Annotated in this window: 19 protein-coding genes; 6 read left to right on the top strand and 13 right to left on the bottom strand. The window is 71.8% G+C overall.

Annotation, left to right across the window (positions count from 1 at the left end; all coding sequences use genetic code 11):
• Positions 1 to 278: 278 nt before the first annotated feature.
• The 3 genes from JOL79_RS33735 to JOL79_RS04215 form a co-directional block, all read right to left on the bottom strand.
• Complete coding sequence (locus JOL79_RS33735) at positions 279 to 2,057, bottom strand: ABC-F family ATP-binding cassette domain-containing protein (RefSeq protein WP_230984210.1); 1,779 nt, start codon at positions 2,055 to 2,057, stop codon at positions 279 to 281.
• 190 nt (positions 2,058 to 2,247) lie between these two features.
• Positions 2,248 to 3,885, bottom strand: a complete 1,638-nt coding sequence (gene abc-f / locus JOL79_RS04220) for a ribosomal protection-like ABC-F family protein (RefSeq protein ID WP_210154328.1) — start codon at positions 3,883 to 3,885, stop codon at positions 2,248 to 2,250.
• Between the two features lie 244 nt (positions 3,886 to 4,129).
• Positions 4,130 to 4,789, bottom strand: a complete 660-nt coding sequence (locus JOL79_RS04215; RefSeq protein WP_210154327.1) for a DNA-binding response regulator — start codon at positions 4,787 to 4,789, stop codon at positions 4,130 to 4,132.
• Positions 4,790 to 4,874: 85 nt separating this feature from the next.
• On the opposite strand from JOL79_RS04215, the gene JOL79_RS04210 reads away from it, so the two are divergent.
• The 3 genes from JOL79_RS04210 to JOL79_RS04200 all read left to right on the top strand — a co-directional run bounded on the left by JOL79_RS04210 (position 4,875) and on the right by JOL79_RS04200 (position 9,057).
• Positions 4,875 to 5,753, top strand: a complete 879-nt coding sequence (locus JOL79_RS04210) for an aldo/keto reductase (protein ID WP_210154326.1) — start codon at positions 4,875 to 4,877, stop codon at positions 5,751 to 5,753.
• Between the two features lie 74 nt (positions 5,754 to 5,827).
• A complete protein-coding gene (locus JOL79_RS04205; RefSeq protein ID WP_210154325.1) occupies positions 5,828 to 6,715 on the top strand; it encodes a hypothetical protein in 888 nt (295 codons plus the stop codon).
• A 170-nt stretch (positions 6,716 to 6,885) separates the two neighbouring features.
• Positions 6,886 to 9,057 (top strand): phosphocholine-specific phospholipase C, encoded by a 2,172-nt coding sequence (locus JOL79_RS04200; protein ID WP_210154324.1) that lies wholly within the window; start codon positions 6,886 to 6,888, stop codon positions 9,055 to 9,057.
• Between the two features lie 117 nt (positions 9,058 to 9,174).
• Here the strand turns inward: JOL79_RS04200 and JOL79_RS04195 are convergent, their stop codons facing one another.
• The 10 genes from JOL79_RS04195 to JOL79_RS04150 are packed head-to-tail and all read right to left on the bottom strand — an operon-like array spanning position 9,175 to position 23,975.
• On the bottom strand, positions 9,175 to 10,449 hold the full coding sequence (locus JOL79_RS04195; RefSeq protein WP_210154323.1) for a glycosyltransferase: 1,275 nt from the start codon (positions 10,447 to 10,449) through the stop codon (positions 9,175 to 9,177).
• Positions 10,450 to 10,454: 5 nt separating this feature from the next.
• Positions 10,455 to 12,686: a glycoside hydrolase domain-containing protein gene (locus JOL79_RS35330; RefSeq protein ID WP_307848355.1), complete on the bottom strand. Its 2,232-nt coding sequence runs from the start codon at positions 12,684 to 12,686 to the stop codon at positions 10,455 to 10,457.
• 29 nt (positions 12,687 to 12,715) lie between these two features.
• On the bottom strand, positions 12,716 to 13,219 hold the full coding sequence (locus tag JOL79_RS04185) for a hypothetical protein (protein WP_210154322.1): 504 nt from the start codon (positions 13,217 to 13,219) through the stop codon (positions 12,716 to 12,718).
• A 20-nt stretch (positions 13,220 to 13,239) separates the two neighbouring features.
• A complete protein-coding gene (locus JOL79_RS04180; protein ID WP_210154321.1) occupies positions 13,240 to 13,782 on the bottom strand; it encodes a hypothetical protein in 543 nt (180 codons plus the stop codon).
• A 3-nt stretch (positions 13,783 to 13,785) separates the two neighbouring features.
• Positions 13,786 to 14,445, bottom strand: a complete 660-nt coding sequence (locus JOL79_RS04175; RefSeq protein ID WP_210154320.1) for an NADPH-dependent F420 reductase — start codon at positions 14,443 to 14,445, stop codon at positions 13,786 to 13,788.
• Positions 14,446 to 14,457: 12 nt separating this feature from the next.
• A complete protein-coding gene (locus JOL79_RS04170; protein WP_210154319.1) occupies positions 14,458 to 14,898 on the bottom strand; it encodes an acyl-CoA thioesterase in 441 nt (146 codons plus the stop codon).
• Positions 14,895 to 20,228 carry a type I polyketide synthase gene (locus JOL79_RS04165; protein WP_210154318.1) on the bottom strand — a complete coding sequence of 1,778 codons (5,334 nt, stop codon included), beginning with the start codon at positions 20,226 to 20,228 and terminating at the stop codon, positions 14,895 to 14,897. The genes JOL79_RS04170 and JOL79_RS04165 overlap by 4 nt, the downstream gene beginning before the upstream one ends.
• Before the next feature lie 5 nt (positions 20,229 to 20,233).
• Positions 20,234 to 21,178 carry an RnfABCDGE type electron transport complex subunit D gene (locus JOL79_RS04160; protein ID WP_210154317.1) on the bottom strand — a complete coding sequence of 315 codons (945 nt, stop codon included), beginning with the start codon at positions 21,176 to 21,178 and terminating at the stop codon, positions 20,234 to 20,236.
• Complete coding sequence (locus JOL79_RS04155; RefSeq protein ID WP_210154316.1) at positions 21,175 to 23,127, bottom strand: FG-GAP repeat domain-containing protein; 1,953 nt, start codon at positions 23,125 to 23,127, stop codon at positions 21,175 to 21,177. Before JOL79_RS04155 ends, JOL79_RS04160 begins: the two co-directional genes overlap by 4 nt.
• Positions 23,124 to 23,975: a DUF1702 family protein gene (locus JOL79_RS04150; RefSeq protein ID WP_307848354.1), complete on the bottom strand. Its 852-nt coding sequence runs from the start codon at positions 23,973 to 23,975 to the stop codon at positions 23,124 to 23,126. The genes JOL79_RS04155 and JOL79_RS04150 overlap by 4 nt, the downstream gene beginning before the upstream one ends.
• On the opposite strand from JOL79_RS04150, the gene JOL79_RS33730 reads away from it, so the two are divergent.
• From JOL79_RS33730 to JOL79_RS04140, 3 genes are all read left to right on the top strand, one after another.
• A complete protein-coding gene (locus tag JOL79_RS33730) occupies positions 23,856 to 24,122 on the top strand; it encodes a hypothetical protein (RefSeq protein ID WP_230984391.1) in 267 nt (88 codons plus the stop codon). The genes JOL79_RS04150 and JOL79_RS33730 overlap by 120 nt on opposite strands.
• Positions 24,123 to 24,582: 460 nt before the next feature.
• A complete protein-coding gene (locus JOL79_RS04145) occupies positions 24,583 to 24,993 on the top strand; it encodes an SRPBCC family protein (protein ID WP_307848301.1) in 411 nt (136 codons plus the stop codon).
• 296 nt (positions 24,994 to 25,289) lie between these two features.
• Complete coding sequence (locus JOL79_RS04140; RefSeq protein WP_210154313.1) at positions 25,290 to 26,222, top strand: hypothetical protein; 933 nt, start codon at positions 25,290 to 25,292, stop codon at positions 26,220 to 26,222.
• Positions 26,223 to 26,242: the final 20 nt, after the last annotated feature.

Here is a 26,242-nt window from a genome sequence, read left to right as displayed (position 1 = left end):
CCCAACCGCCGGGACGCGACGAGGAACCGGAGCCACCTCCGAGGCGGCCGACCCAAGGGAGTCGGCATCACCCGCCCCCAGGTCCAGGAACGCGGTGACGCCTTTCACATCGGTGGTTCCGATGACGCCAGAGCCACTAACCGCCGACACAGAGACACCTCCTCCCACCATCAGTACGATCACGTGTTCGACACGCTACAGATCGTGACCGACAAAATCGGAGCGGGCGGTGTCAGGTGGCACCGGGCGCTTTCATCGGCACCGGTTAGGCCGTCACCTCACAGGTGGATCCGGCGACCGGGCCAACGCGACCGCAGCCACCGGTCATGGCTGGCGACCACGACGGCGCCCGGTCCCGTGCCGAGCGCCTCCTCCAGTTCGTCGCAGAGCCGGGGCGACAAGTGGTTGGTGGGCTCGTCGAGCAGCAGGAGTTCCGGCGGGTCGGCCACGAGCAACGCCAGCGCGAGCCGGCGGCGCTGCCCGACCGACAGCTCGCCGACGCGCTTGTCCAGGTCGTCGGGGGCGAACAAGCCGAGGGAGCTCAGCGGTACCGCGTCCGCCCGCTCGGCGCCGAGGGCGCTCTCGTAGGTCTCGCGCGCCGTCCGGTCCGGCCGGTCGAAGACCGTGTCCTGAGTGAGTAGCGCGACGCTGAGGCCCGGCCGCCGCCGCACCTCGCCTTCGGGGGCCAACCGCCCAGCCAGTACGGCGAGGAGCGTCGACTTGCCCGTTCCGTTCGGACCGGTGACCAGGAGCCGGTCGCCGGCCGGGATGTCGAGGTGGTCGAGCATGAGGCGACCAGGCACCCGGACGTCCCGCAGGCAGAGCAGCGGGCCCTCGGACGGCGGCGCGGAGCCAAGCACAGGAGCGGAGCCAAGCACAGGAGCGGAGTCAAGCACCGGCGGGGAGCCGAGCACCGGCGGGGAGCCGAGCACCGGGGCGGAGCCGACCACCGGGCCAAACACCCGCGCCGAGTCAGGCACCCGCGCTGAGTCGGGCACTGGTGCTGAGTCAGGCACCGGGGCAGAGGCGGCCGGGAGCCGTGGGACACGGAAGCGCAGCGGCTCGGGCGGCGGGGGCACCCGCGTGCGCTCCAGCTCGTCTAGCCTGCGGCCCGCGTCGCGCACCCGGCGGGAGATCTGGTTCTGCACCCGGCCCGCGGAGTGGCCATATCCCATCTTCTCGTTGTCGCGTTTGTCGCGATTGGGTGCCACCCGGCGTGCCGTCGTCCCGATCGCCTCGCGTAGCTCGGCCAGCTCCGCCTCTTCCTCGGCGTACCGACGCCGCCAGCGTTCCCGCTCCGCACGCTGCACGGCGAGGTATTCGCTGTACGCGCCGCCATACCGTACGGGCCCGCCGAGGGCGGGATCGAGGTCGATCAGGTCGGTGCAGACGGCGTCGAGGAACGCCCGGTCATGGCTCGCCACCACGACGGCTCCGGGCTGGCTCCGCAACTGCCCCTCCAGGAAGGCCGCGGCGGAGTCGTCGAGATGGTTCGTGGGCTCGTCGAGCAGCAGCGCCGCCGGCCGCCGTACCAGGAGGGCGGCGAGAGCGAGACGCCCACGCTGGCCGCCGGACAGCGAGCCGAGCCGACGTTCGTGCGGGATCCCGGCGAGGCCGAGGCCGGCGAGGACCAGCTCCGCTCGCCGGTCGGCGTCCCAGACCTCGCGCTCCTGTGCACGGTCGAGCGACTCGCCGTAATTCTGGAGTACGGCGGGATCGTCCGGGGTCGCGGCGAGTGCCTGGGCGAGCCGGTCAAGCTCGGCGACAGCGTGCCGTGCCTCACGCAGGGCGTCGTCGAGCACGTCCGCGATCGTCGACGCGGGCTGGAACGGCAGCTCCTGATGCAGGTAGCCGAGGTCGGGTGGCCTGATGACGGCACCGCCATCGGGCTGGTCCGCGCCGGCGAGCAGCCGCAGCAGCGTGGACTTGCCGGCGCCGTTCTCACCGATCAGGCCGATCCTGCGGCCGGGAGCGGCGACGAGGGAGACTCCGTCGAGCACCCGGCGAGAGCCGAACGTACGGACGAGGTCGTGGGCGAGCAGGGCTGGTCGGGACATGTGTCGCACCAAGAGGAAGAGGCGGCCCCGTCGGGCCGGGAAGCAGGCAATCATGAAGTCCGCGTCTGCGCCGATGCGGAAATATCGCGCGCGAATCACGCCGAAACATCGCGCGGAGTATCGGGGAATATCGCGAAGTATCACGGCATGGCGGGCGTCGGCTCGTGGACCGAAGCCCGCCGCACGTGTTTCAGCCGACGGCGGGGGCGCCGGACTCCAGCAGGCGGCCTTCGGAGAGCCGCAGCCAGCGGGTCACGCCGATCTCCGCCAGGAACCGCTCATCGTGGCTGACCACCACGAACGCGCCTTCGTACGCGTTGAGCGCGCTCTCCAACTGGTCGACGCTGATCAGGTCGAGGTTGTTGGTCGGCTCGTCGAGCAGGAGCAACTGGGGCGCCGGCTCGGCGTACAGCACGCAGGCGAGGGTCGCCCGCAGCCGCTCGCCGCCGGACAGCACCCCGACGGGCAGGTGAACGCGGGAGCCCCGGAACAGGAATCGGGCGAGCATGTTCATCCGCTGCGCCTCGGGCATCGCGGGGGCGAACGCGGCCATGTTCTCCGCCACCGTGCGGTCGAGATCCAGCAGGTCGAGCCGCTGGGAAAGGTAGGCGACGCGCCCGTCCGCCCGCCTGAGCGAACCGCCGTCCGGCTCCAGGTCGCCGTTGAGCAGGCGCAGCAGGGTCGACTTGCCCGAGCCGTTGGGTCCGGTCAGCGCGATCCGCTCGGGTCCGCGGATCGTCAGGTCGACGCCCTCGCCCGCGTAGAGATCGCGTCCGTCGAGCCGGACCTGCAGGTGTTCGGCGAGGACGACCGTGCGGCCGGCCGGGACGTTCGTGCCGGGCAGCTCCAGGGCGAGCCTGTGCTCGTCGCGCACGGCGCGGCTCGCCTCGTCGAGCCGGGCCTTGGCGTCGTTCACCCGTGAGGCGTGCACCTCGTTGGCCTTTCCCGCCGACTCCTCCGCGCCGCGTTTCATGTTCCCGGCGAAGATCTTCGGCAGGCCGGCGCTCTTGAGGTTGCGGGCGGCGTTGCTCGCGCGGCGCGCCGCGCGCTCACGGGCCTGCTGCATCTCCCGCTTCTCGCGCCTGAGGTCCTGCTCGGCGTTGCGGACGTTCTTCTCCGCGACCTCCCGCGCGGCGCGTACGGCCTCCTCGTACGCGGTGAAGTCGCCGCCGTAGAGGCGGAGCTCACCCCGGTCGAGCTCGGCGATGCGGTCCATCCGGTCGAGCAGCGCCCGGTCGTGGCTGACCAGCAGCAGGCACCCGTTCCACTCCTCGATCAGCCCGTAGAGCCGATGGCGGGCGTCGAGGTCGAGGTTGTTGGTCGGCTCGTCCAGCAGCAGGACGTCGGGACGCCGCAGGAGCTGCGCGGTGAGGCCGAGCGAGATCACCTGGCCGCCGCTGAAAGTGCTCAGCCTCCGGTCGAAGGGGACGTCGCCGAGGCCCAGCCGGTCGAGCTGGGCGCGGGTGCGTTCCTCGATGTCCCAGTCGTTGCCGATCGTGGTGAAGTGTTCCTCGCTGGCGTCCCCCGACTCGATCGCGTCCAGCGCCTTGATCACAGGGGCGATCCCGAGCACCTCGGCCACGGTCAGGTCGCCGGCGAGGGGGAGCGTCTGCGGGAGATATCCGAGCACTCCGGCGACGGACACGGTCCCGCCGCCGGGCCGGAGCTCACCGGCGATCAGCCGGAGCAGGGTGCTCTTCCCGGCGCCGTTCGGGGCGACGAGGCCGGTACGGCCGGTGCCCACGCTGAAGGACAGGTCCTGGAAGACGGGGGTGTCGTCGGGCCAGGAGAAGGAGACGTTCGAGCAGACGATGAACATGTCAGACATGAGAGAGACCTCAGGTGAAACGCGGGCGCACGCCACGGGCGCCCCGCAGGGACGTGATTATGGGAAACAACGAATCGGCCACGTCGGCGTGCGGCGCGCCTGCGCGCCGGCCGGTGGTCTCACGTCCGGGTATCACCCGGAGATGTCGTCGTCCCCTGCCACGTCTCGGTCTCCCTTGTACGGGTTCAGATCTCCGTCACCATAGCAAACGTCGTCTCGCTCGTGCCAACGAGTATCCCGGCGGTCACGCGTTGAGCCCGAACTCCCCGGCGCGCAACCCGGCCTGGAACCGGGAGCCGGCGTCGAGCGTGTCGAGCAGTTCCGCGACCCGCCGGCGATACGTGCGCAGCGACAGGCCGAGCCGCCGGGCGGCCGTCGCGTCGGTGTGTCCCGCTCCGAGCGCGCGGAGCACGGCCAGGGCGTCCGCGTCGAGGTGGGGCACGTCGCCGCGGAGATAGGCGGTGTAGCCGGTGGCGGACTCCCAGGCCGCCTCGAAGAGGGCGTACACGCCGCCCACCAGCGCGGGCTCGGTCGTGACGGTGAACGTCCGCGGCGTGGCGGTCTCGGCGCCCGCCAGGATCATCACCCGGCGGTCGATCATGATGGTCTCGTGCGGCAGCCCGGTCGAGCTGATCCGCACCTCGGCTCCGCGCCCCACGGCCTCCCGGAGGTGGAGCCGGGTGCCCTCGTCCTTCAGGGCGGCCGGGCTGAGCAGCTTCTTCACGGTGAGCTCGGCGGTCACGCGCAACCGCTCGCCGATCGCCCGCCGGACCTCCGGCTGCGACCACGTGTTGACATCGCGCGCCGCGCACACGAACTCGTGCCGGGTGCCCTCGAAGAGATGACCGGCCCGCGCGAGAAGTTCTGCGTCACCTCGCAGGGTGATGACCTGAGCAGCGCTCATTCATCCATTATGTCCTCGGGTGCGGCGTCGGCAGCTTGTTGCCAGGGGCTTCGCCCGGGACGGCCGGAGGGGACAGGGTGACGGCATGACGAACAACGCAGACACTCCCGCCGCGGCCTCCGGCCGGTTCGCGATCGGCGGCGACCTTCCCGTCCACCGGCTCGGCTTCGGAGCCATGAGACTGCCCCGCGGCACCCTGCAGGGAGAGGTCCGCGACCCGGACACCGGGGTCGCGGTGCTCCGCCGGGCGGCGGAGCTGGGCGTCGATCACATCGACACGGCCTGGTTCTACCGGAGGGGCGGCGTCGTCGCCAACGAGATCATCCGTAAGGCGCTCGCGCCGTACGACGACGACCTGGTGATCGCGACCAAGGTCGGCCCGCTGCTTGGCGACGACGGGATGCCCCGTTACCAGGCGAAACCGGCCGAACTGCGCGGCCTGGTGGAGGACAACCTGAACACCCTCGGCGTAGACCGGCTCGATCTCGTCTACCTGCGGGTCGGCACGTACGAGACCGGAGGTGAGCCGGTCGCCGACCGGTTCGCGGTGCTCGCGGAGCTGCGGCGCGAGGGCCTGATCCGCCATCTGGGGGTGAGCAACGTGGACGCCGCCCAACTGGCCGAGGCCCGATCGATCGCTCCGGTCGCGGCCGTCCAGAACGCCTTCCACGTCCACGACCGGGACTCCACCGAGGTCCTGCGGCAGTGCGAGCGGGACGGCATCGCCTTCGTGCCGTTCTTCCCGCTCGGCGGCGGCCGTCGTCCCATCGACCCGGTACCGCTGCGGGAGGTCATGACCCGCCACGAGGCGACCGCGGCCCAGGTCGCGCTCGCCTGGCTGCTGGCCGTCTCACCGGTGACGCTCGCCATTCCCGGCACCGGATCTCTCGCCCATCTGGAGGAGAACATGGCGGCTGGCCGCCTCCGCCTCGCCCCGGAGGACGTCGCCGCACTGGAGGGCTGAGCGGCGCTGGAGGGCTGAGCGGCCGGCGGAGCCGAGACAGTGAACCGCCGGACGCCGCCGCACGTCTCAGAGGTATGAGAACGATCATCGTTGTCGCCGCGCTCACGGCGCTCATGGCACTCACGGCATGCGGCTCGGCGGGCGGCGCGGCGGAGAAAGCGGCGGGCGGCGAGACGCCGGCCGTTCCCCGGACGCGCTATCAGGCGGACGCGACGGTGCTGTCCGACGCACGGCACGGCCCCCAGCTCTGTGCCGACGTCCTCCAGTCCATGCCACCGCAGTGCAGTGGCCCCGACGTCGCCGGGTGGGACTGGGACGCGGTCAAGCACTCGTCGCAGGGCGGCACGAGCTGGGGGGAGTACCACGTGGTGGGCACCTGGGACGGGACGAGACTGACGCTCACCGAGCCCGCCCGCCCCGCCGCCGGCCGCCAGGGCTCGCCCGACGACCTCACCTCTCCGTGCCCCGAGCCCGCCGGTGGCTGGCGTCCCGTCGCGCCCGCGAAGGCCACCGGCGAGGCGATGGACGCCGTGCTGGCCAGGGCCCGCGCCCTCCCCGGCTACGCCGGAAGCTGGCTGGACCAGAGCTACCTGGACGAGATCGACGGCTACGACGACACCGATCGTCGCTGGGTGGAGCGTTACGCCAACGATCCCAAGCGGCTCGTGCTGAACCTGCGGTTCACCGGCGATCCGGCCGCACGCGAGGCGGCGATCCGCGAGGTCTGGGGCGGCGCGCTCTGCCTGAGCCGTGCCCGGCACACCGAGGCGGAGCTCCGCGCGCTGCAGGAACGGGCGACGAAGGAGATCAAGGGGATCGTGTCGGCGTCGGTGGACCAGTTCGCGGAGCGGGTCGAGCTGGGGGTCTGGGTCGTCACCCCGGAGCTCCGCCGCGAGGTCGACGAGAGGTACGGAAAGGGGCTGGTGGCCCTCAACGGCTTCCTCACGCCGGTCGGCTCGTGAGACGGCGCCCTGAGACGGCGCCCAGAGACGACGCCGATACGGGTGACCGATTTGTCGAGTAAAGGACACCATCAACCGTCAATTTCGGATTTGCCGTCTCGTCGCCGGACGGCAAGATCGCGCGGCTAGCGTCATCCGGCACGTTATCCGCACCCCGAAGGCGTTGAGTCATGTCCAAACTGTCCCGCCGGAACTTCCTTGGCACCGCGGCCGCCGTCACCGGAGCGGCCGCCGTCAGCACCGCGCTGCCCGGCGCCGCCTCCGCGGCCACCGAGCACCACGGGGGCGGCTCGCCGCGGAAGCCGTACGGCGACTTCCGCGACATCAAGCATGTCATCGTGATCATGCAGGAGAACCGGAGCTTCGATCACTACTTCGGCGCGCTCAAGGGTGTGCGGGGTTTCGGCGACCGCTCGACCATCCTGCTCCCCGGAGGTAAGACCGTCTGGGAGCAGCCCGTGTCCTTGACGGCCGGGGCCGCCACGCAGTACCCGTGGCGGTTGAGCGGGGCCAAGACCTGGAACGGAGCGACCCCGCCGAGCCCCGAGCTCGGCGCCGCCAACTACGGCGGCACCAGCCACGGCTGGACCGACCAGCACGGTGCCTGGTACGGCGGACTGATGAACGGCTGGTACTACGCCAAGGGCGGGCCGACCACGCTGGGTTACATGGACCGCCACGACCTGCCGTTCCACTACGCCCTCGCCGACGCCTACACGGTCGGCGACGCCTACCACTGCTCGGTGCTCAGCGCGACCGGCCCCAACCGCACCTACCTGTGGGGCGGCACGATCAACGCCGACCACAGGCACGGCAGCTTCACCGCCTACGACGGCGGTGACGAGCGCGGCAAGTTCCTCCCCTGGGAGTCGTACGCCGAGACGCTCCAGGCCGCGGGCGTGAGCTGGCGGGTCTACCAGTGCGCCGACGACTACGGCGACAACGGCCTGGAGTACTTCAACACCTTCGGGAAGCTCGACCCCACCCAGGGCGGGACGGCCGCGCCGGGCGACCCCTACTACGACAACGGCGTGAAGAACGTCCCCGAGCCGATCACCGGGCTGTCGGGGAACGCCGACAACATCAACGCCGCGATCCGCGCCGACGTGCTGGGCGGCAGGCTGCCGCAGGTGAGCTGGATCGTGAACAACCAGTTCTTCTCCGAGCACCCGGTCACGGCGCCGAGCAACGGCGCGTACTTCCTCAAGGGCGTGCTCGAGGCGCTCAACGCCGACCCGGACGTCTTCAACTCGACCGTGGTGATCATCAACTACGACGAGAACGACGGCCAGTTCGACCACGTCCCGCCGCCCATGCCTTCGCCGGGCGAGGCGGACGAGTTCGTCTCCGGAACGATGGGTCAGTACGGCGTCACCGAGCCCCTCCCGGTCGGTCTCGGTTTCCGCGTGCCGCTCATCCTCATCTCGCCCTGGACCCGTGGCGGCTGGGTGAGCTCGGAGGTCTCCGACCACACCTCGGTCATCCAGTTCATCGAGAAGTGGACCTCCGCGCTCGGCAAGCCGGCCATCTCGCCCAACATCAGCGACTGGCGGCGCAAGGTCTGCGGCGACCTGACGGGCGCCTTCGACTTCCACTCGCCGGTCTACGGGCTGCCCGCCCTCCCGGACACCGGGCCGCTCGTCCCGGAGGTCCGGTACACCCCGCTGCCGGGCGACAACACGATGCCGGTCCAGGAGGCCGGCACCAAGCCCGCGCGTCCGCTGCCGTACCAGCCGAACGCCAACCTGGCCGGGTTCACCAACGGGCCGTCCGGCGCCGTGGCGAACCTGACGTTCAGCAACGAGGCCCCGTTCGCGGCCAAGGCGAGCCACTTCGCCGTCTACAACAACCTGGCCGGGATCCCGTCGCTGGCGCAGTACCCGGCCGCGTTCCCGGGCCAGTACACCGTGGACGCCCACGCCACGGCGACCGGGACCGGCCCCGTGGGCGGCTCCACCGGCGACACCGCGTACGACATCACCGTCACCGGGCCGAACCGGTTCCTGCGCCGGTTCGCCGGCGATGTCGCCACCGCGGGGAAGGACCTCGTCGTCGAGGCGGACTACTACGACGGCAAGTCGACGGCGCAGCCGAAGCTCAAGCTCTGGCTGCGCAACGGCTCGGGCTCACCCGTCACCTTCACGATCACCCACAACAACTACAACTCGGACCGGCCCAAGGCCGTGAAGGTCGGCCCGCGCGGCAAGGAGGCGTGGGTGGTGAACCCGGTGAAGGCCAGCGACGGCTGGTACGACGTGACCGTCACGGCCGACTGCGACGGCGGCTGGTCGCAGCGGTTCGTCGGTCACATCGAGACCGGCAAGCCCAGCGTCACCGGCTGACGCGCGGGGTCGCGGCGCGCTGAGTCGCGGGGTCCCGGTGCGAGCCGGGGCCCCGCGTTCCCACATCCGGCGAACAGATCCCGCGAACAGGCCAGGCAGCCGACTCGGCCGGGCGGCTCAGGCGGCCCCGAGGGCCGGCGTCTCCTGCGGGAACAGGTCGTCGAACACCGCGGCCCGGTCGAAGGCCAGGGCGTAGGCGCGGGCGCGCAGCTCCATCTCCTGCCGTTCCGCGGCGGACATGTCCAGCACGACCCGGTCCACGGCCGCGGCCAGACCGGAGATGTCCCCCGGCTCCACGATGACGGCGGTGTCGCCGACCGCCTCAAGGGTCCCGCCGGTCATGGTGGTGACGATCGGCCCGCCGCCGGCCAGCATCTTCTCGGCCAGGGCGATGCCGAACGTCTCCACGAAGTCGGGCTCGGGCCTGGTGGGCAGGACGTAGGCCGCGCAGCCCCGCATGAGCAGCGGCTTCTCTGCGTCGTCGACGTCGTCGAGGAAGACCACCCGGTCGTCCTCCTCGGCCATCGCCCGCACGTGCTCCAGCGCGGGCCCGGTGCCGGCGACGACCAGCTTCATCCCCGGCCGGCAGCGCATCTGGCCGAAGGCGATCAGCAGGTCGTAGATGCCCTTGGCCCGGGTCACCCGGGACAGGAACAGGATGTACCCGTCGCGTTCCAGGCCGCGCCGGGCGAGCGCGGCGTCCACATCCGCCGGATCCAGGTCGAGGAAGGCGGCCGAGTCGATCGGCGGATAGCTGACGGTCACCCGGCGCCGGCACTGCTCGGCGAAGGTCGTGCCGCAGTGGGCGTCCACGTCCTCGGCCGAGGCGATGATCTCCTGACGGGTGTACTCGGAGACCGCGACGACCTCGTCGTTGGCCAGGAACGTGGTGAACAGCACGGTCGCCGCGCCGAACCGGCCCTCCCGCAGGCACGACCGGATCACGTTGGTCACGTCGGAGCCGACCGCCTTCGCGACGGTGTGGACGTCGGGCGCGAACCCGGCCGCGCGCGCGGCGCCGACCGCGTCGACGACCACCGTGGTGTGCGGGGCGAGATACATGGACAGGCAGACCGTGGGCACCGGCTCGGCGAGCAGCTCGACCAGGCGGCCGGTGAGACCGGCCTGGTGACGCCCGTCGGGCACCCGGTAGTCGCCGACCGGCTCCGGCCGTTCCACGGTGATCCCGGGACTGTACGGCAGCAGCCGGTCGAGCGGCTTGAGCGGCAGACCGGCCGCCTGCAGCGCGGGGATCGGCCAGGTCAGCAGCCGTACGTCGTCGAAGCCGCGGGTCAGTGCCGCCTCCGCGAGGTTGCGGGCCTCGCCGGAGTGGCCGCAGATGACGGGGTCGGCCCTGACCACGATGACGAGACGGCGACGAGGGTGGGTCATCACGCTTACTCCGGTGTGGCGGGTGGATCGGAAAGGGACGGCGGACGGATCGCCCGTCCCCACGTGGAAGGCTCTGGGCCCAGTCGCAGGTGCAGCAGGCCGCCGCGGTGCACCGTGGCGGCACTCAGGTGCGTCGCGTGCAGAGGTTCGCCGTTGAGGGTCGCCGACTGCACGTACTGCGGGGAGGGATCACGCTCGATGCCGTCGACGCCGATCGGCGTCTCGCGGTGCCCGCTGGTCTCGATGACGAACTCGTTGTCTCCGGCGCGGAGCACGGACCTGGCGAACGCGGGCGCGTTGATCAGGAAGAGGCTCTGCCCGGCGATCGGGAACAGCCCGAGTGACGCCCAGATGTACCACGAGCTCAGGCCGCCGGAGTCGTCGTTGCCGGGCAGCCCGCCGGGACCGGTGCCGAACTGCCAGGTCAGCGCGGCGTGCACCACCTCGGCCGTGCGGTCGGGCCGGCCCGCGTAGTGATACGCCCAGGGCGCCTCCATGTCGGGCTCGTTGTTCAGCCCCTCGAAGCGGTTCAGCGCGTATCCGGCCGCCATCTCCGCCGGCTGCGGACGCAGGCCGGGCTGTTTCACGGGCGCGGCGCCGAAGCCGAAGAACCGGTCGAGCTTGTCGATGAACCCGGTGTCGCCGCCGGCCAGGGAGATCCGCGCGGCCATGTCGTGCAGCAGCCGGAACGAGTAGTTCCACTTGCCGCCCTCGTAGAACTCCGAGTCGCGCAGCAGTCCCGTGTTCGGGTCGAAGGCGTTCGACCACTGATGGCTGCGGTTCTCCAGGTCGGCGGCCAGGCGCCGGTCGTTGAGCGCCCGCGCGACCTGGGCCGTGCAGTGGTGGCCGTAGGCGAGGTCCAGCGTGTGGGTGATCGGATGCACCACACCGTGCTCGAAGAAGTCCTCGCCGTAGAGACGGCGCAGGTCGTCGACCATGTGGACGAGCGCCCAGTTCCAGTCGAGGCCCGTCCGGCCGAGCGCGTGGGCGTCCGCGAGCGCGGTGTGCGCGAGCGCGCTGGCCTGGCGGAAGAACCGGTCGGCGCCGCGGGCCATCCGGTATCCGACCGGGAAGTTGCCCTCCTCCTCGCAGACCCGGATGAGCGACTCCAGCAGGTCGAGGGCCCGGTCGGGGACGATGGCGGAGAGCAGCGGCAACTGCGTCTTGTAGATGTCCCACATGGTGCACACGTCGAACGCGTACGGCCCGGGGGTCGGCCAGAACGGGCTCTCGTCGTCGCCGAAGCACGGCTTGATCAGCGAATGGTAGAGCGCCGTGGCGAACACGCCGCGGCGGGCCGGTGTGCCCCCCTCGACCTGGACCCGGTCGAGGTGGTCGGTCCAGCGGACCCGGGCGGCGGAGCGCACCGTGTCGAACGCCGGCCGCGCCTGCCCGCACTCCGCCTCCAGGTTGCGCCGGGCCTGGTCGCATCCGCGCAGCGAGAACCCGAGCCGCACCTCGACGGTCTGCCCCGCGACGGCCGGGCCCATGAACAACATGCCGAAGGGCCGCAGCGTGGTGTGCCGGATGCTGTCGAAGTCGAGGCGGGTGCCGCCGTCGACGAGCCGCCGGTCGTACCAGAGCATCTGGCGCCAGCCGGGGCTGTCGACCTCCAGGTAGACCGACAGCGGGACGCCCTCCATCACCACGGTGCCCTGGGCGCGGCCGTGGCCCATGCTCTCCACCTGCGCCCGCAGCGGGACGGTGCGGCCCAGCTCGATGGCCAGGCCCCCGCAGGACAGGTCGATCACCACGCGGGCGCTCCTGTGCTCCGGGAACGTGTACCGGTGGACGGCGACCTTGGTGCCCACGGTGAGCTCGCAGTGCACCCCGGTGTCGAGGGTGGCCGCGTAGTAGCCCGGCTCCGCCACCTCGCCGCGCAGCGGCCACGCCTCTCCCAGCACATCGAGCGGCTGCACCATCGGGGTGACCCGGACGTAGTTGTAGTACTTGCGGATGGCGCCGGTGCCGGACTGCTGGAAGTGGGTGAACCCGGACGCCTGCAGCCGCTCGAACATCTCCTCGGGCACGCCCTCGGTGTTCTTCGCGTACCGCCCGTATCCGGTCGGGTACGCGCCGGAGTAGGCGCAGGCGGAGACCATGCCCAGCGGTGACGTGGCACCCGGATGGGTGTTGCCCACCTGGGGCTTCGGCCACCACCAAGTCGCGGCGAGACCGTGCGGTTGAGGCAGGTCGGTCGCCGCTGTGCCGATGAAGGGGTCAACGTAGTCGAAGATGGCGGGACTCTATCCGACACTGCCGCCCTTCAGGTTTCGGTTAGATGAACTCCTGGTCTGTCTTCACCTGCGGAAACGCGGGTGGGAGTAGCCCTGGCGGCCAGTCGCCGGCGGATCGCCCCGAGCACGGGCGCGACGGCGAAGGCCAGGAGCCCCAGCACCGCCAGGAACAGGAACACGGTGAAGATCCATTCGTTCGAGCCGTCCGGCCCATAGACCCGGTTGGCCATCCCGACGTCCACCGCATCGGTCCGCTGACCCGCGTGGTGGGTCGTCCGGCCGCTGCCGGCGAGGGCCACTCCCGTCCGCAGGACGACGCCGTCGCGGGAGCGGAACTCGCCCGTCCACGCGCAGCTCTCGTGGCCGGGGTGCCGTACGCAGTCCAGGCGCCGCGCGGTGAAGACGCCGGGCCGGCCGTCGCCGGCGGCGAGCCGCAGCGCCGGGCCGAGCGCGGGGGCCGTCCAGGACAGCAGGAGAGCGCAGACGAGCAGGAGGACGACGGTCAGCGGCGAGAACGGGCGTCTGCGGGCCATGGTCTTGTCACCCCCGCTTCTCACGCCGTCCTGAGCGCGCAGCCGCAGCGCATGACGGCGAGCTCGGTCTCGCGTGGCCTTCGGTGCAGCAGCATCGCGACGACCATCGGGATGGTGACGATCGTGTTGTAGAAGAGGTGCAGCTCGACGCGGGGCACGAGGAGCTGGATGACGCTGGTCGGTACGGGCCGTCCGGCCAGGTGCAGGCCCGACATCGCCTGGACCAGCAGGAGCAGGTGCTCGATGTGGTGCCAGAACTGGATGGCGAGCGCGATGTTCCACCAGGTCCGCGATCGGCCGGTGAAGCCCTTCCGCAGCAGGATCAGCCCGATGAGCATGAGCAGGGCGTAGCCGTAGTGCATCCACTCCGAGGTGACGAGCCAGGGGAACGGCAGCCCGAGCACCCCGCGCGCCTCGGGGATCGGCCAGCCGAGCGCGTAGATCTGGACCGCCTGCGCGACGTGTTCCGCCCAATGGGCGATGACGACGAAAAGGAAGACGCTGAGGGCGGCCTTGTGGTGCCGTTCGTTGAGACGCACCCGGCTGGTGATGGGGACGGACATCGGTCAGCTCCTCACGTCGAACACTCCGGTGGCGGACGCTTCGGCCATGGTGGCCGCGGGGACGAGCCGCACGGCGATCGAATCGGCGTCGATGCACAGCAGCAGCTCGGTGAGGCTCTCGACGCACCGGCTGTTGGCCAGCGGCCCGGCGTCGGCGGTGTCGAAGCCCAGCGCCGAGCAGAACTCGGCGACCAGCAGTTTGGCGGCGGGGTCGTCCCCCGCGATGGGAACGGTCGGGGGGATCGTCACCGGCGCCCGGACGTACGCGGTGATCCACCGGGCGGACAGGCAGTTGAGGGCCTTCACGACGGTGCGGCCGGGCAGCGCCGCGGCGATCCGCTGGGCCGCCGAGCGGTATCCGGGGACGGCCGGCTGGTCGAAACAGGGATTGGAGACGTCGACGATCACCGAGCGTCCGTGGCGTAGCCGGGGGGAAAGGTCGCGGCAGGTGGCGTCGATCGGGGTGGCCAGAATGGTCAGATCCGACTCGGCGGCGACCCGCTCCGGTGTGACGGCCCGCGCGCGGGACAGGCCGGCGGCGAGCGCGGCGGCCCGCGCGGGGGTCCGGTTGGCGAGCAGCAGCGGCATCCCGTGCAGGTCGGCGAGCCGGGCCAGCGCCGTGCCCATCCGCCCGCATCCGATGATCCCGATCCGCAGATCCACAGATCGGCCCTCCTAGGCTGCCGCGACGGGGGAGTAGCGGTCGAGCGCCCGCCTGAGCGGGCCGGGGATCTCGACCGGGACGAGGGCCCCGCCGGGGCCGCGCCGCAGGCACGCGATCGTCTGCCGCCCGCGCGCGACCAGCCGGGCCGGGCCGGCGCCCACCCGGTAGTAGCCGAAGTCCATGGTCACCCGGTTGTCGTCGACACCGCCCAGGGACATGCGGATCGACACCTCGTCCAGGGCGTACAGCTCGGCGAAGAACTCGCACGAGCAGTCGACGGTGACCAGGACGAGGTCGCCGGCGAGCGCCTGGAGGACCTCCGGCGCCTGGTCGGCCAGGAATCGTTCCCGGCAGCGGCCCTGCCATTCGAAGTAGTGGGTGAAGTAGACGTTCCCGACGACGTTGGTGTCGGCGAAGGTCACGACCTGACGGTGTTCGTAGTAGGGGTTCATCGCGTTTCCTGGGTGAGGACGGCGACGACCATGGATCGGGGCGGGCCGTCGGAACTGTTCAGGGTGAGCAGGCCGGACAGGACCGCCAGGCCGGACGGGCCGGTCAGCTTGATCCAGCCGTGCTCGTAGGCCGCCTCGACCTGGAGCGGCACGGCCCGACTGGCTCCGGCCAGGCAGCGGTGCGCCGTACGCATCCGGGAGTCGAGCACGGCGCGCGGCTCTCCCGTCAGCCGTGCCAGCTGCTCGGCCTGCCGGGCCCACTCCGGCTCGGGCGCGATGGGCGGCTCGCCCAGCTCCAGCCACTCGTCGGTCACGGCCGACGCCCCCGGGCACAGGGCCCCGACGACCCGTTCCAGGTAGGGGCCGGTCAGCAGCGGGGGCATGGCGTCCATGCGCAGCGGCCCTGTGTCGAGCAACCGCAGCCCGGTCCAGCTGAACACCGGCCGCCCGTCCGCGGATCGCGCGACGACGTCGTAGACGTACTCGGTGCCGTGCTGAGACCGCTCCACCGCCTCCATGATCACTTCGGTGGATCCGGCCGGGTCGCCGTGCGACTCGAAGCGATCGCAGCCGACCGGCAGCAGCCGCCGATGCGGCACGCAGGCCTGCAGCACGTGGATGGCCGCGTCGTGCAGGGCGGCGTCCCCCAGCACCGGCGTGCCGATGCCCAGATCGTCCGCGGTCGCCGACAGCACGGCCCGGCAGCGGGTGGGGAGGAGCGATTCGAAGCGGGTCAGCCGCCGGAACGCCGGCCCGTGGAAGAACAGCGGCCCGTAGAGGTCGGCCGCCGAGTGAGCGGGGGGATCACCGGCCGGTACGGCGACGTCGGGGGGACCGGCCGTCGCGGCGACGACCCGGCCGGCGAAGTGCACGGCGCCGAAGTCGGTCTCCGCGCTGCGGATGTCGACGTCCACGGCGCCGCCGGGCTGGCGGATGGCGTGGATCCGCAGCGTCCTGGTCGCCTCGGCGGGCACGATGACCGGGCGGTCGAAACGCGCATCGGTGATCGCGCGGGCCGGGGTGCCCAGCAGGTCCGCGGCCTGGGCCATGACCTCCAGAGCGCAGACCGCCGGCAGCAGCCGCACCCCGTCGAGCCGATGATCGGCGAGGTATCCGCTCGCCGGGTCGAGCTCGCACTCCGCCGTCAGCTCGACCCCGGGGACGTAGCTCAAAACGCGGTGGAGCAGCGATCGCCGCGGCCGGGCGTCCTCGGCCCGGTCGAGCTGCGGCAGCCGCCCGCTGACGACGATCGTCTCACCGGCCGGCCGCGCCGCGATCGCCTCAAGCAGCAGCTCCGCCCCGCGGTCCACGGGCAGGGTGCCGATGCCCGCGCCCGCGAGGTGGCCGACCACGCCCAGCCGTTCGGCCATCCCCGCCCCGGTCCAGGCCGTCCAGGCGAGCGTGGCGGTGACGCAGTCCGCGGGCAGCTCCCCGGCGAGGCCGCGGACCAGGGCCTGGAGCCGTCCGTTGGCCAGCGCGTAGTGGGCCTCCCCGGCCAGCCCGAACCGTCCGATCACCGACCCGTACGCCAGCACGAGGCGCAGCCGGCCGGTATCAACGGCGGCCAGCACGTTGGTCAGGCCCTCGCACTTGACGCGGGCGTGCTCGGCGAAGTCGTCCTCGGTGAGCTCGCCGAAACGAGCGGGACGGTTGACCCCGGCGGCGTGCACGACGCCCGCGATCGGGCCGAGCTCGGGCAGCTCGGCGAGCTCGGTCACGGCCCGCCGGACGGCGTCCGCGTCGGTGACGTCGGCGCAGCGGTACGCGGCGACGACCCCGGCGGCCCGCAGCCGCTCCAGGCCGCCGGCCAGCTCGGGGTCGGCCGCGGGATCGGACCGGCCGAGCAGCGCCAGCCGCACTCCGTATTCCCCGGCGAGGGTGAGCCCGGCGTGCAGCCCGATCCCCTTGCCGCCGCCGGTGATGAGCACCACGTCGCCGCGGCGGAGGGGCGCCTCACCACGGGCAGGGGGCAGCGGCAGGTGGTGGACGGCGTACGTCCGCCCGCCGTGGTCCACCCCGAACCAGTGGGCGTCCAGCTCCGGATGTTCTTGGCGCAGCGCGGCGACGAACCCGGACGCGCAGTCGGCCTCGTCGGTGACCACCAGGGGCCTCCCGGCGCCGATCGCCCGCCGTGCGGCGGCGATCAGCGCGGCCACGTCGGCGTCCGTGGGAACGGCGGGGAGGTGCGCCTCCAGCGCGTTCTCCGGCGCGTTCCCACGCGGGCTCTCCGGCGGGCTTTCCGGCGCGGGCGGGCGGGCCGGCCGGCGGTGCTCGGCGAACAGCCGGAACCACTCCGGCCGGTCGGGCTCCCGCTCGCGGGCCGGTGGGAACGCCTCGACGGCGGCGATCAGGTCGCCGACCGTGGCCTCCGCCATCCGGGGCAGCTCCGCGGGCAGGGCCTTCCCGCACGCCGACGCCGACTCGACGGCGAGCTGGATGACCTGCAGCGAGTTCATGTGCAGATCGGCCAGGAGCCGGTCGTCGTCGCCGATCGCGTCAGGCTCCAGCTCCAGGGCGGCCGCGACCAGGTCGCGGACGGCCCCCGCCGCGCCGCCGCCCTGCCTCCGCTCCGGGGCGGGGCGCCGGACCGGTTCGGGCTCCGGCGCCGTCTCGCACGGGTTGGTGAGGAACGCCGGCTCCCGGTTCAGGTCGTAGGGGCGATGGAAGCGGTGGCCGAAAAGGGGCTGCAGCGAGTCGGCCGCACCCGCGGCGAAGAGGGCGGCGGCGGTCTCCAGCAGGTCGTGCCCGGTCCGCTCGCCGGCGTTGACGGACACCGCGGGCGGGGCGGGCCGCGCGGGTGGCTCGGCGCCCGGGTGACCGTCCAGATGAGCGCTGGCCAGATGAGCGGTGGCCAGATGAGCGGTGGCAAGGTGAGCGGCGGCCAGGCCGGCCAGCGACCGGCCGGGGCCGACCTCGACGAGCAGGTCGCACTCGGCGGCCAGGAGTTCCAGGGCCCGGCCGAATCGCACCGGCCGGGTGATCTGCTCGGCCAGGTGCCGCCGCAGGTCGGCGCTCGCGTCCAGCTCCTCGCCGGTCACCGTCGAGAACACCCGTCCCACGGGCGCGCCGAACGGCGTCTTGTCCAGGCAGACCGTGAACGGTGCGACGGACTCCCGTACGGCGGGGGAGTGGAAGGCGTGGCTGACCTGCAGTCTCGTGGCGGGCAGGCCCGCCGCGCCCGCCCGGCCCAGCGCGGTCTCCAGCGAGGTCAGCGGCCCGGCGACGACGGTGGAGGCGCCGTTGTCCGCGGCGACCACCAGGTCGAGGCCGTCGATCAGGGCCGCGACCCGGCCGGCTGGGGCGGCGACGGACACCATGCCGGTGCCGGCGGCCCCCACCTCCTCCATGATCCGGCCGCGTTCGACGACCAGGTCGAGCGCGGAGTCCTCGTCGACGGCTCCGGCCCAGGTGAGCGCGGCGATCTCGCCGACGCTGTGGCCCAGCGCGGCGCTCGCCGTCACCCCGAGGCTGTCCAGCCACCTCAGCGCGGCCATCGAGGCCCGGAAGACGGCCGGCTGCACGATTCCGGTATCGGTGCCCTCCGGTCCGGTGAAATAGGGCCGCGCCTCGTCGAACATCCGCCCGAGCGCGCCGGCGTCGCCGCGCGCGGGACCGCCCTGGCCGGTGAACATCAGGCCGATCCTGCGGGCCGGGCCGGTGCCGCTGAAGATCCCGGACTCGGCGGCGTCGCGGCCGGCCATCGAGACGGCCCGGCCGGCCCGGCGGGCGAGTTGTTCGGGGTCGCGGGCGGTGAAGGCCACTCTCTCGGCTCCGGGCGGCTCGCCGGCCAGGCCGGCGGCGAGGTCGGTGAGCTCGGCGAAGGACATGGAGCCGGCGAGTTCGGCGATCCGCCGGAGCTTCCCGGCGAGTTCGCCGGAGGTGCCGGCGGTCACGGCGAACACCTCTTCCTCCAGCGGGGCCCGCGCCATCCGCTCCTGTACGGCGGACAACCGGCCGCGGCGGACCGGCTCGGCCGCCTCGATGACCAGATGGGTGTTGATCCCGCCGAAGCCCATCGCGCTGACCGCGGCCCGCACCGGACCGGCGGGCCAGGGGATGGGCCGTTCCGCCGTCGCCAGGCCGCCGCCGAGCAGTTCGTGCGGCGTGCGAGACCCGGTGGTCGGCGGAATGATCTGGTGGTGCACGGCGAGCGCCGCCTTGATGAGGCCGGCCGCCCCGGCCGCCGCCTTCGTGTGTCCGATGTTGGCCTTCACCGACCCCACGAAGGCGGGACGGCGGTGCTCGCCCCGGACGGCCCGCATGGCCCGCAGTTCCGCCTCGTCGCCCACCGGCGTCCCGGTGCCGTGGCCTTCGAAGTAGCCGACCGTCTCTGGGCCGAAACCGGCGCGCTGATAGGCGCGGCGCAGCGCCAGCGCCTGCCCGTCCGCCTCGGGCCTGCTGATCCCCCCGCGTCCGTCGGACGACATGCCCCATCCGCGGATGACCGCGAGTGGGCGCCTTCCCGTGGCCAGCGCGTCGTCGGCGCGCATCAGCGCGACCATCCCGCATCCCTCGCCCGGCCAGAATCCCGTGGGGGAGGCGTCGTAGACGCGCATGTCGGTGCGGGCCAGCGCGCCGGTGCGGGCGAAACCGACCAGCTCGAAGGGGTCGAGGCTGAGATCGACCCCTCCGGCGAGGGCGAAGTCGAGGTCACCCGAGGTCAGCGCCGCGCAGGCGTGGATGACCGCGAGCAGCGACGAGGCGCACGCGCCGTCGACGGTGAAACCGCCGCCGTGCAGGTCGAAGTGATTGCAGATCCGCCCGGAGATGGTGTTGGACAGCGCCCCGGCGAGCGACTCGTCGGTGGGTTCGGGGAAGGGCGCCTTGAACAGTCCCTCCGACCGCTCGATGAGCCGGTCGCGGACGTCGTCGGGGATGTCCTCGCCGCCGAGGGCCTGCTGGAGCACGCGGCGGACGTACGGCCACCGCAGCCGCATGGTGCCGGCCCGGGTGAACTCGCCGGTCAGCGTGTTGCCCAGGACGACCCCGGCCCGGTCGCGGTTCAGCCCGCCGCCGTCGGCGAAGCCCGCCGCGGCCAGGGTGTCGGCGGCCACGTCGAGGGCCAGCCAGTGGGCCGGGTCGGTGACGCGGAACGTGGTGCCGGGGACGCGGTGCCTGGCCCGGTCGAACGACCAGCCCTCAAGCAGGGCCGCGTAGCGGACGTACGTCGAGTCCTGGTCGTCGCCGCCGTAGTCGGCGAGGTTCAACCGGGCGGCCGGGATCGGCCGGAACGCCCGTCTGCGGGCCATGACCAGCTCCCACAGACGGTCCGGGCTGGACGCGTCGGGATAGCGGCACCCCGCTCCGACGATCGCGATGCCGTCTGCCATGGCGATCACCTGGAGCTGGGGACGGCCACCGAGGTGGCGGGGGCCTGCACGTCGCTCTCGCGTGGTGGCGCCGTGCGGAGGGCCAGCGCCGCGAGCAGCAGGCCGCGGCAGGCGCACACGATGATCAACGCGAAGAACAGGCCGTACACCACGTGGAGATGCACCAGCAGGCCGTACACCACCGCGGTGGCGGCGCCGAACACGACCTGGTTGCGCGGCCGGACCGGAGTCGTGCCGGGATCGGTGATCATGTAGTTGGTGAACAGGACGAAGGCCACGCCGGTCATGACCAGCAGGGCGCTCGTCGTCGCGGTGCCCTCGATCCAGGTGCGGATCAGCGCCTGGGCGAAGAACGCGCCGACCCAGCCGAGGATGAGCGGCGTCTTCTTGGTGAGCCCGGCGTTGAGCATCGTGCCCGCGACCAGGATGAAGCCGGGGATCAGCCAGTCGATCGGGCTGCCGACCCACTCGGTGAAGTGGTAGGGCGGCGCGATGCCGACCCAGGGGAACACCAGCAGCGTGACCGCGATGCCGGCGTTGGACGGGTTGAGGATGTGCCGCCGCCTGCCGGACACCCGCACGCGGATGAGGTATTTGGTGCCGATCGCGACCGCGACGGCGAACAGCACCGGCCAGAGGCGGTCGTTGGCGTACAGGAGCATGGCACAGGCCAGCCCGGAGATGTGGGCGGGCAGGAGGAAGTCGAACAGGCCCTCGGCCCGATACTTCGGCTCTCGCCTGTCGGCCCACGCCTCGGCCGTCTCCAGCGCCAGGTCGAGCAGGTAGGCGAAGCCCACGGCGGCGATGGGAGTGACGTACGCCTGCTCGAAGCCGAGCCAGAGATGCCCCAGCAGGGTGAAAACGGTGATCGAAAGAGCGAACCTACGGAGCGCGGCCGTTCTCGGGTCACGCCGGGCAGGGGTTCGGGCGGTGGTCCGAGCGGAGTTCATGGTGTTTCCTCCGTGAGAGCTTTGATCGAGCCGTCGTTTCCGAGGAGGAGGCGGTGCCAGCCGGGCTGGAGGTCGATGCCGGCGGTCCGGGACCGGCCGCAGGTGTCACGCCAGGTCACCTCGACGGGGACGGACGAGGCCCCCGGCCGCAGGGCGAACAGCAGCTCCGGGGACGCGACGCCGGTGTGCCCGTTGGCGGGGTAGACCTGGCCCGTCCGCAGGCCCTGGGCGCCGGCGTTGAGGCGCACGCTCGCGCCGATGGCGGGGGAGAGGGCCCCGGATCGGGCGCCGGATCGGGTGCCGGATGGGGTGGCTGATGGGTCGCCGGTGCCGGTCGCGCAGCCGCCCGCCGGGCGCATCGGCTGCAGGCCCAGGTATGGCGGTCGCGCCGGCCGGGTGTTGCGGTAGAAGTAGCTCTGCCCCCACTGGATCGCGACGGCGAAGTCCAGCCTGCCGTCGTGGTCGACGTCGGCTGTGGCGATGCCCCGGGACGGTCCCGTGTCCGCCACGCCGACGGCGCGTCCGACGTCGGCGTACCGGCCGTCGGGGAGCCGGGTGAAGAACGCGTTGGGGTTCTCGCCGGAGATGTCGGCATCCGGCTGGAAGTAGGGCCACGCCGCCGGGTTCGCGAGGAGATCGTCGTTGGTCATCGCGAGTTCCTGCAGGTTGGCCCAGCGGTTGACGTCGCCGCGCAGGAAGCCGGTGGCCTGGACGATCTCCGCACTGCCGTCGCCGTTGAAGTCGCCCGCCTTGATGTCCCAGCCCCAGCCGCTGCGGGACAGGCCGAGGCCCTCGCTGTCGTCGTCGTAGAACGCGGTGCCGTGACCGTCGAAGACCCGCTTCCGGTCACTGATCCACGCGAAGTTGCTCTCCAGCAGGCCGTACTGCTGGGTGATGTTGCTGACCAGCATGTCGGGGACGTCGTCGCCGTTCAGGTCGGTGAACGCGACACCCATGCCCTTGAACGAGTCGTTGCCGAGGACCTTGGACTTGGGGGCGGTGAAGCCGCGTGGGCCGTGGGTGACCTCGAAGGCGACCGCGCCGGGACGGGACCGGTTGCGCAGCAGCTGGTCGGGGCCGAAGTCGTTGGCGATGTAGAGCTCGGGCAGCCCGTCGCCGTCGAGGTCCTGGGCGCCGATCGCCAGGGTCCAGCTGTCCGCGACCTCCTTGGTGAAGGCACCGGCGGCCTCGGTGAAGCTTCCGCCGCCCTGGGACAGCAGGACGCGGTTCGTCCCGCCGTTGGCGGCGTTCGACATGGACTGCTGCATCCGCAGCTCGGGCCGCGCCGCGGCCTTCGGGTCCAGGACCCGGGCGCCGTCGGGGAAGTAGTTGCCGACGATCACGTCGGTGCGGCCGTCGCCGTCCACGTCGGCCAGCGCCAGCGCGTCGGTGTTCCACACCTGGTAGGGCCGCACCAGCTCGCGCGAGGCGAAGGAGGCCGGCCCGGCGAGCGGTCCGGTGCCGCGCATGAAGAGCACCGGGGACCGCCCCCAATAGAAGACGAGGACGTCGGTGGTGCCGTTGTCGTCATAGTCGGCGGGCACGCAGCCCATCGGCGCCATCGTCGCGTCGTACGGCAGACCGGCCGGGGTCAGCTCGATCGGGGCGTACCTGTCCCGCGTCTGGGGGGCGGGGCGGAGCGTGACGCTGTCGTTCCGCGGATCCACCAGGCACACGTCGTCAGAACGCCCGTTGCCGTCGAGATCGGCGAGGGCGACCCCGGCTCCGACCGAGGAGATCCAGTGCCGGATGTTCTGGTAGGCGGGGGCGACCTGGCGGATGGTGTTGCCGCCGGACGGCGCGTTCAGCGGCAGCCGGGCGAAGGCGAACGAGGCGGCGGCCTGCCGGGCCGCGGCGGAGGACACGGCGGGCAGCGCGGCCGCCCAGCCGACGACGAGGATCACCAGGAGGGCACCGATCTTGACCATGTGCGCCGGCCATCTGTTCATCGGAGAACGCCTCCCGCATGTCGCTCGTAGGTTCCCCGGATCTCGGCGCGCCAGCGTTCGTAATCCAGGGGCGAGTCCGCCCGCGGCACCCGGGCGAGCGCCCGATCGGTCCATTCGGCCGCCAGATCGGGCGCGACGCCGGTCAGCACCTCGATGTCGCGGGCGGATCCGGGCGGGACGTGCCCGCTGAGCACGTGCGCCTTGGCCGCGAAGGCGGCGCCCTGGGCCAGGTGGGCGCGGTGGCCGGCGCCCGCCGCGAGCAGTTCGTCCATCGGCCGGGACAGTCCGGTGTAGGCCGCGGCCAGCCCGATGCCCGCCCACAGATCGCTCCGGCGGTGCTCGGGGAACTCCTCGATGAGCCGGGCGATCAGCCGGGGATCGGAGCCGGTGCGGAACCACAGCGCCCGGCCGGCCCCCTGGTCCCTGATGGGCCGGGTGGCGCCGCGCGCCCCGCGCTCGATCCAGTGATCGTGGAAGACCCGGCGGGGATGGAAGTACGCCTGGTGGAATCCCCAGCCGTCCCAGGCCAGCCAGCGGAGCATGGGGTGGGCGACGCCCTGCCAGCGGGTGCGGCGCAGGCGGGCCATGGCCCAGCCGGCGCCGACGTGGATCAGGTGGACGTACGAACCCCGCGTGCTCTCCTCCAGGGCGCGAAGACGCCGGTTTCCGCTCATGGTGATCGTGTCGAGCAGAGCGCAACTCATCGCGGCGCCCTCGAATGCGAAACCATGCAGGCGGTGTGGCAAATCGCTCACATCCGGGATGCCGGTGAGTGCGCGGTTATAACCTTTCGCAAAGGCGTGGATTATCTCCAGCAGATCATTATTCGCCGGGCTGGAGTTTGGCACGAAGCCCGTCAGTCGATTTTCGGGCAAGCGAAACAGCCAGGTCGGTACCATGATGTTCCCGCCTTTTTCCGGTCGGCCTACCCGGAGAAAATAAGCATTTTTCAAGCGAAGCGTCAAGGCATTGGTGACTTATGGGATGAGAGGTGACCAATGATTTCGGATATCACTGGGCGGGTGGAATTCAATTCCTGAGCCCCGGCGCCGGCCGCTTGATCGACTACGCGTGCTCGCGTTATGGTCGCGGATGGCGGGCTCACCGGCCGGATAACACGCCGTCCGTAAGGAATGCGGCGGGCGAGTGGCCGGTGTGATGCGCCCCGAATATTGTTGACCGTTCAAGTTGCTCCGGGTTTACACCGGGGTGAAGACATGGATGGGATTTTGTTTCCGGGGCGACAGGAAGCGCGGGCATCGGGTCTTTCCGCGAGATCACCGTTTGCCGTGGCGGGAGAAGCCGGGTCGCCGTGAGTCGTCGCGACGGCGGAAGGGGCGGAGACGGCCGGCCGTCATGATCGTAAATTACCTCGCGATCAAGCCGGTCCACCATTCCGGTCTGGGCAGATGTCCTAGGATTTGGTGGGTCGCTCTCCGACGAACGAGGAGCCCCGTGCCCGGCCTTCACCCCGCGTCCATCTCGGTCGACCAGTTCATCCCGGCGCCGCCGGCCAAGGTCTGGAGCTCCCTGACCGAACCCGAACTGCTCGCCCGCTGGTGGGTGCCCGGCGACATCCACGCCGTCGTCGGTCACCGGTTCCACCTGCAGATGCCCGGCTGGGGCTCGGTGCCGTGCGAGGTGCTGGAGGTCGAGCCGTACGAGCGGCTCGTCTACACCTTCGGCGCCAGCTGGGTGCTGACCTGGCGTCTGGTCACCGAGGGCAAGGGGACGCGGGTGCTCCTCGAGCATTCGGGCTTCGACCTGGAGAACAAGCGCGACCGCGCCGCGTTCGAGCGCATGGGCCGCGGCTGGCCGAGCACGGTCCTGCCCCGGCTCGCGGACGTCGCCGCCGGGCTGCCGTGACGGCCACCCTCTTGATCGACTTCACTAAACCATAGTCATACGTTTCCTTCTCCGGGCATCTGGACCCGTTCGCGCAGACTTGGTATAGCTGTTTCAAGTACAGAGCTGCTCTGCCGCTCCCCAGACCAGGCTCCCGTGTGAGCGTCCGGTGTCGCCGGGCTCCGCCGTCCGCCCTGGTGTTCCGCTGCGCGATCGCTTCGAATACCCGTGCGCAGCGACGTTCCGTCCGCCCCAGGCATGCCCGTGATCCGGCGCGCGTGCGCCCGGTCACACCCTGCGCGAAGGAGGAGACCCGCATGACGCTCACCCACCAGCACTCCCTCGGAAGGACCGAAACCGGCCGCCCCTGGCTGGCCGTCGCGGTCAGCGCACTGATCGGCTTCCTGCTCACGGTGATCTGGTCGGCCAAGTTCGTCGACTCGGTCATCGGGGAGAACGTCTCCAGCGCCCTGCTCGGCCACGAGGCCGAGGGCGCGACGCTCGACGGCGTCCTCCCCGGCGTCGTCTTCGCCTTCGTGACCGGGCTGGGCGGCACCTTCACGGCCTGCAACATCGCCGTTCTCGGAGCGCTCTGCCCGATCGTCGGGCAGCCCCGCCCGCTCGCGAGCCGGGTGGCGGCCGTCTTCAAGCCGCTCGGCTGGCTGACCGTGGGCATGCTCGGCGTCGCCGGCCTCTACGGGTTCGTCGTCGGCATCGTCGGGACCGCCATGCCGCAGTTCTCGACCGCCCCCTCCGCCGCCGGGCAGTTGTCGCCCAGAAGCGTCCAGTCCATGGTGGCCTTCGGGCTGATCGGCCTGGTCTTCGTCTGGCTCGGGCTCGCCTCGCTCGGCGTCGTGCGCGACCCGCTCGCCCGGCTCGCCCGGCGCTTTCCCAACGCGCCCACTCTGGTCATGGGAGTGCTGATCGGCGGCTTCCTCATCGGACGGCCGTACGGGCTGTTCCGGCAGCTCTTCCGCGACGCCGCCGAGAGTCACAACCCGCTGTACGGCGCGGTGGCCTTCATGCTGACGTCACTCGGGAACATCGTGATCCTGGCACTGCTCTTCGTGATCCTGGCCGTGGTCATGGGCGCGCGGGTGCAGCGCTGGCTGACCGCTCGCCCCGGCCGTCTCGCGCTGATCGCCGGAGGGGCCTTCATCGTCGTCGGGGTCTTCACCTTCCTCTACTGGGACGTACGGCTGCTCGCCGGGCGCGGGATCATCCCCTGGTATCCGATGATCGGCTGGTAGCCGACCGGAGCCGTCGGGTT

This window comes from Microbispora oryzae (assembly GCF_017896165.1).
Lineage (GTDB): Bacteria > Actinomycetota > Actinomycetes > Streptosporangiales > Streptosporangiaceae > Microbispora > Microbispora oryzae.
This window is presented reverse-complemented; position numbering and strand designations above follow the sequence as displayed.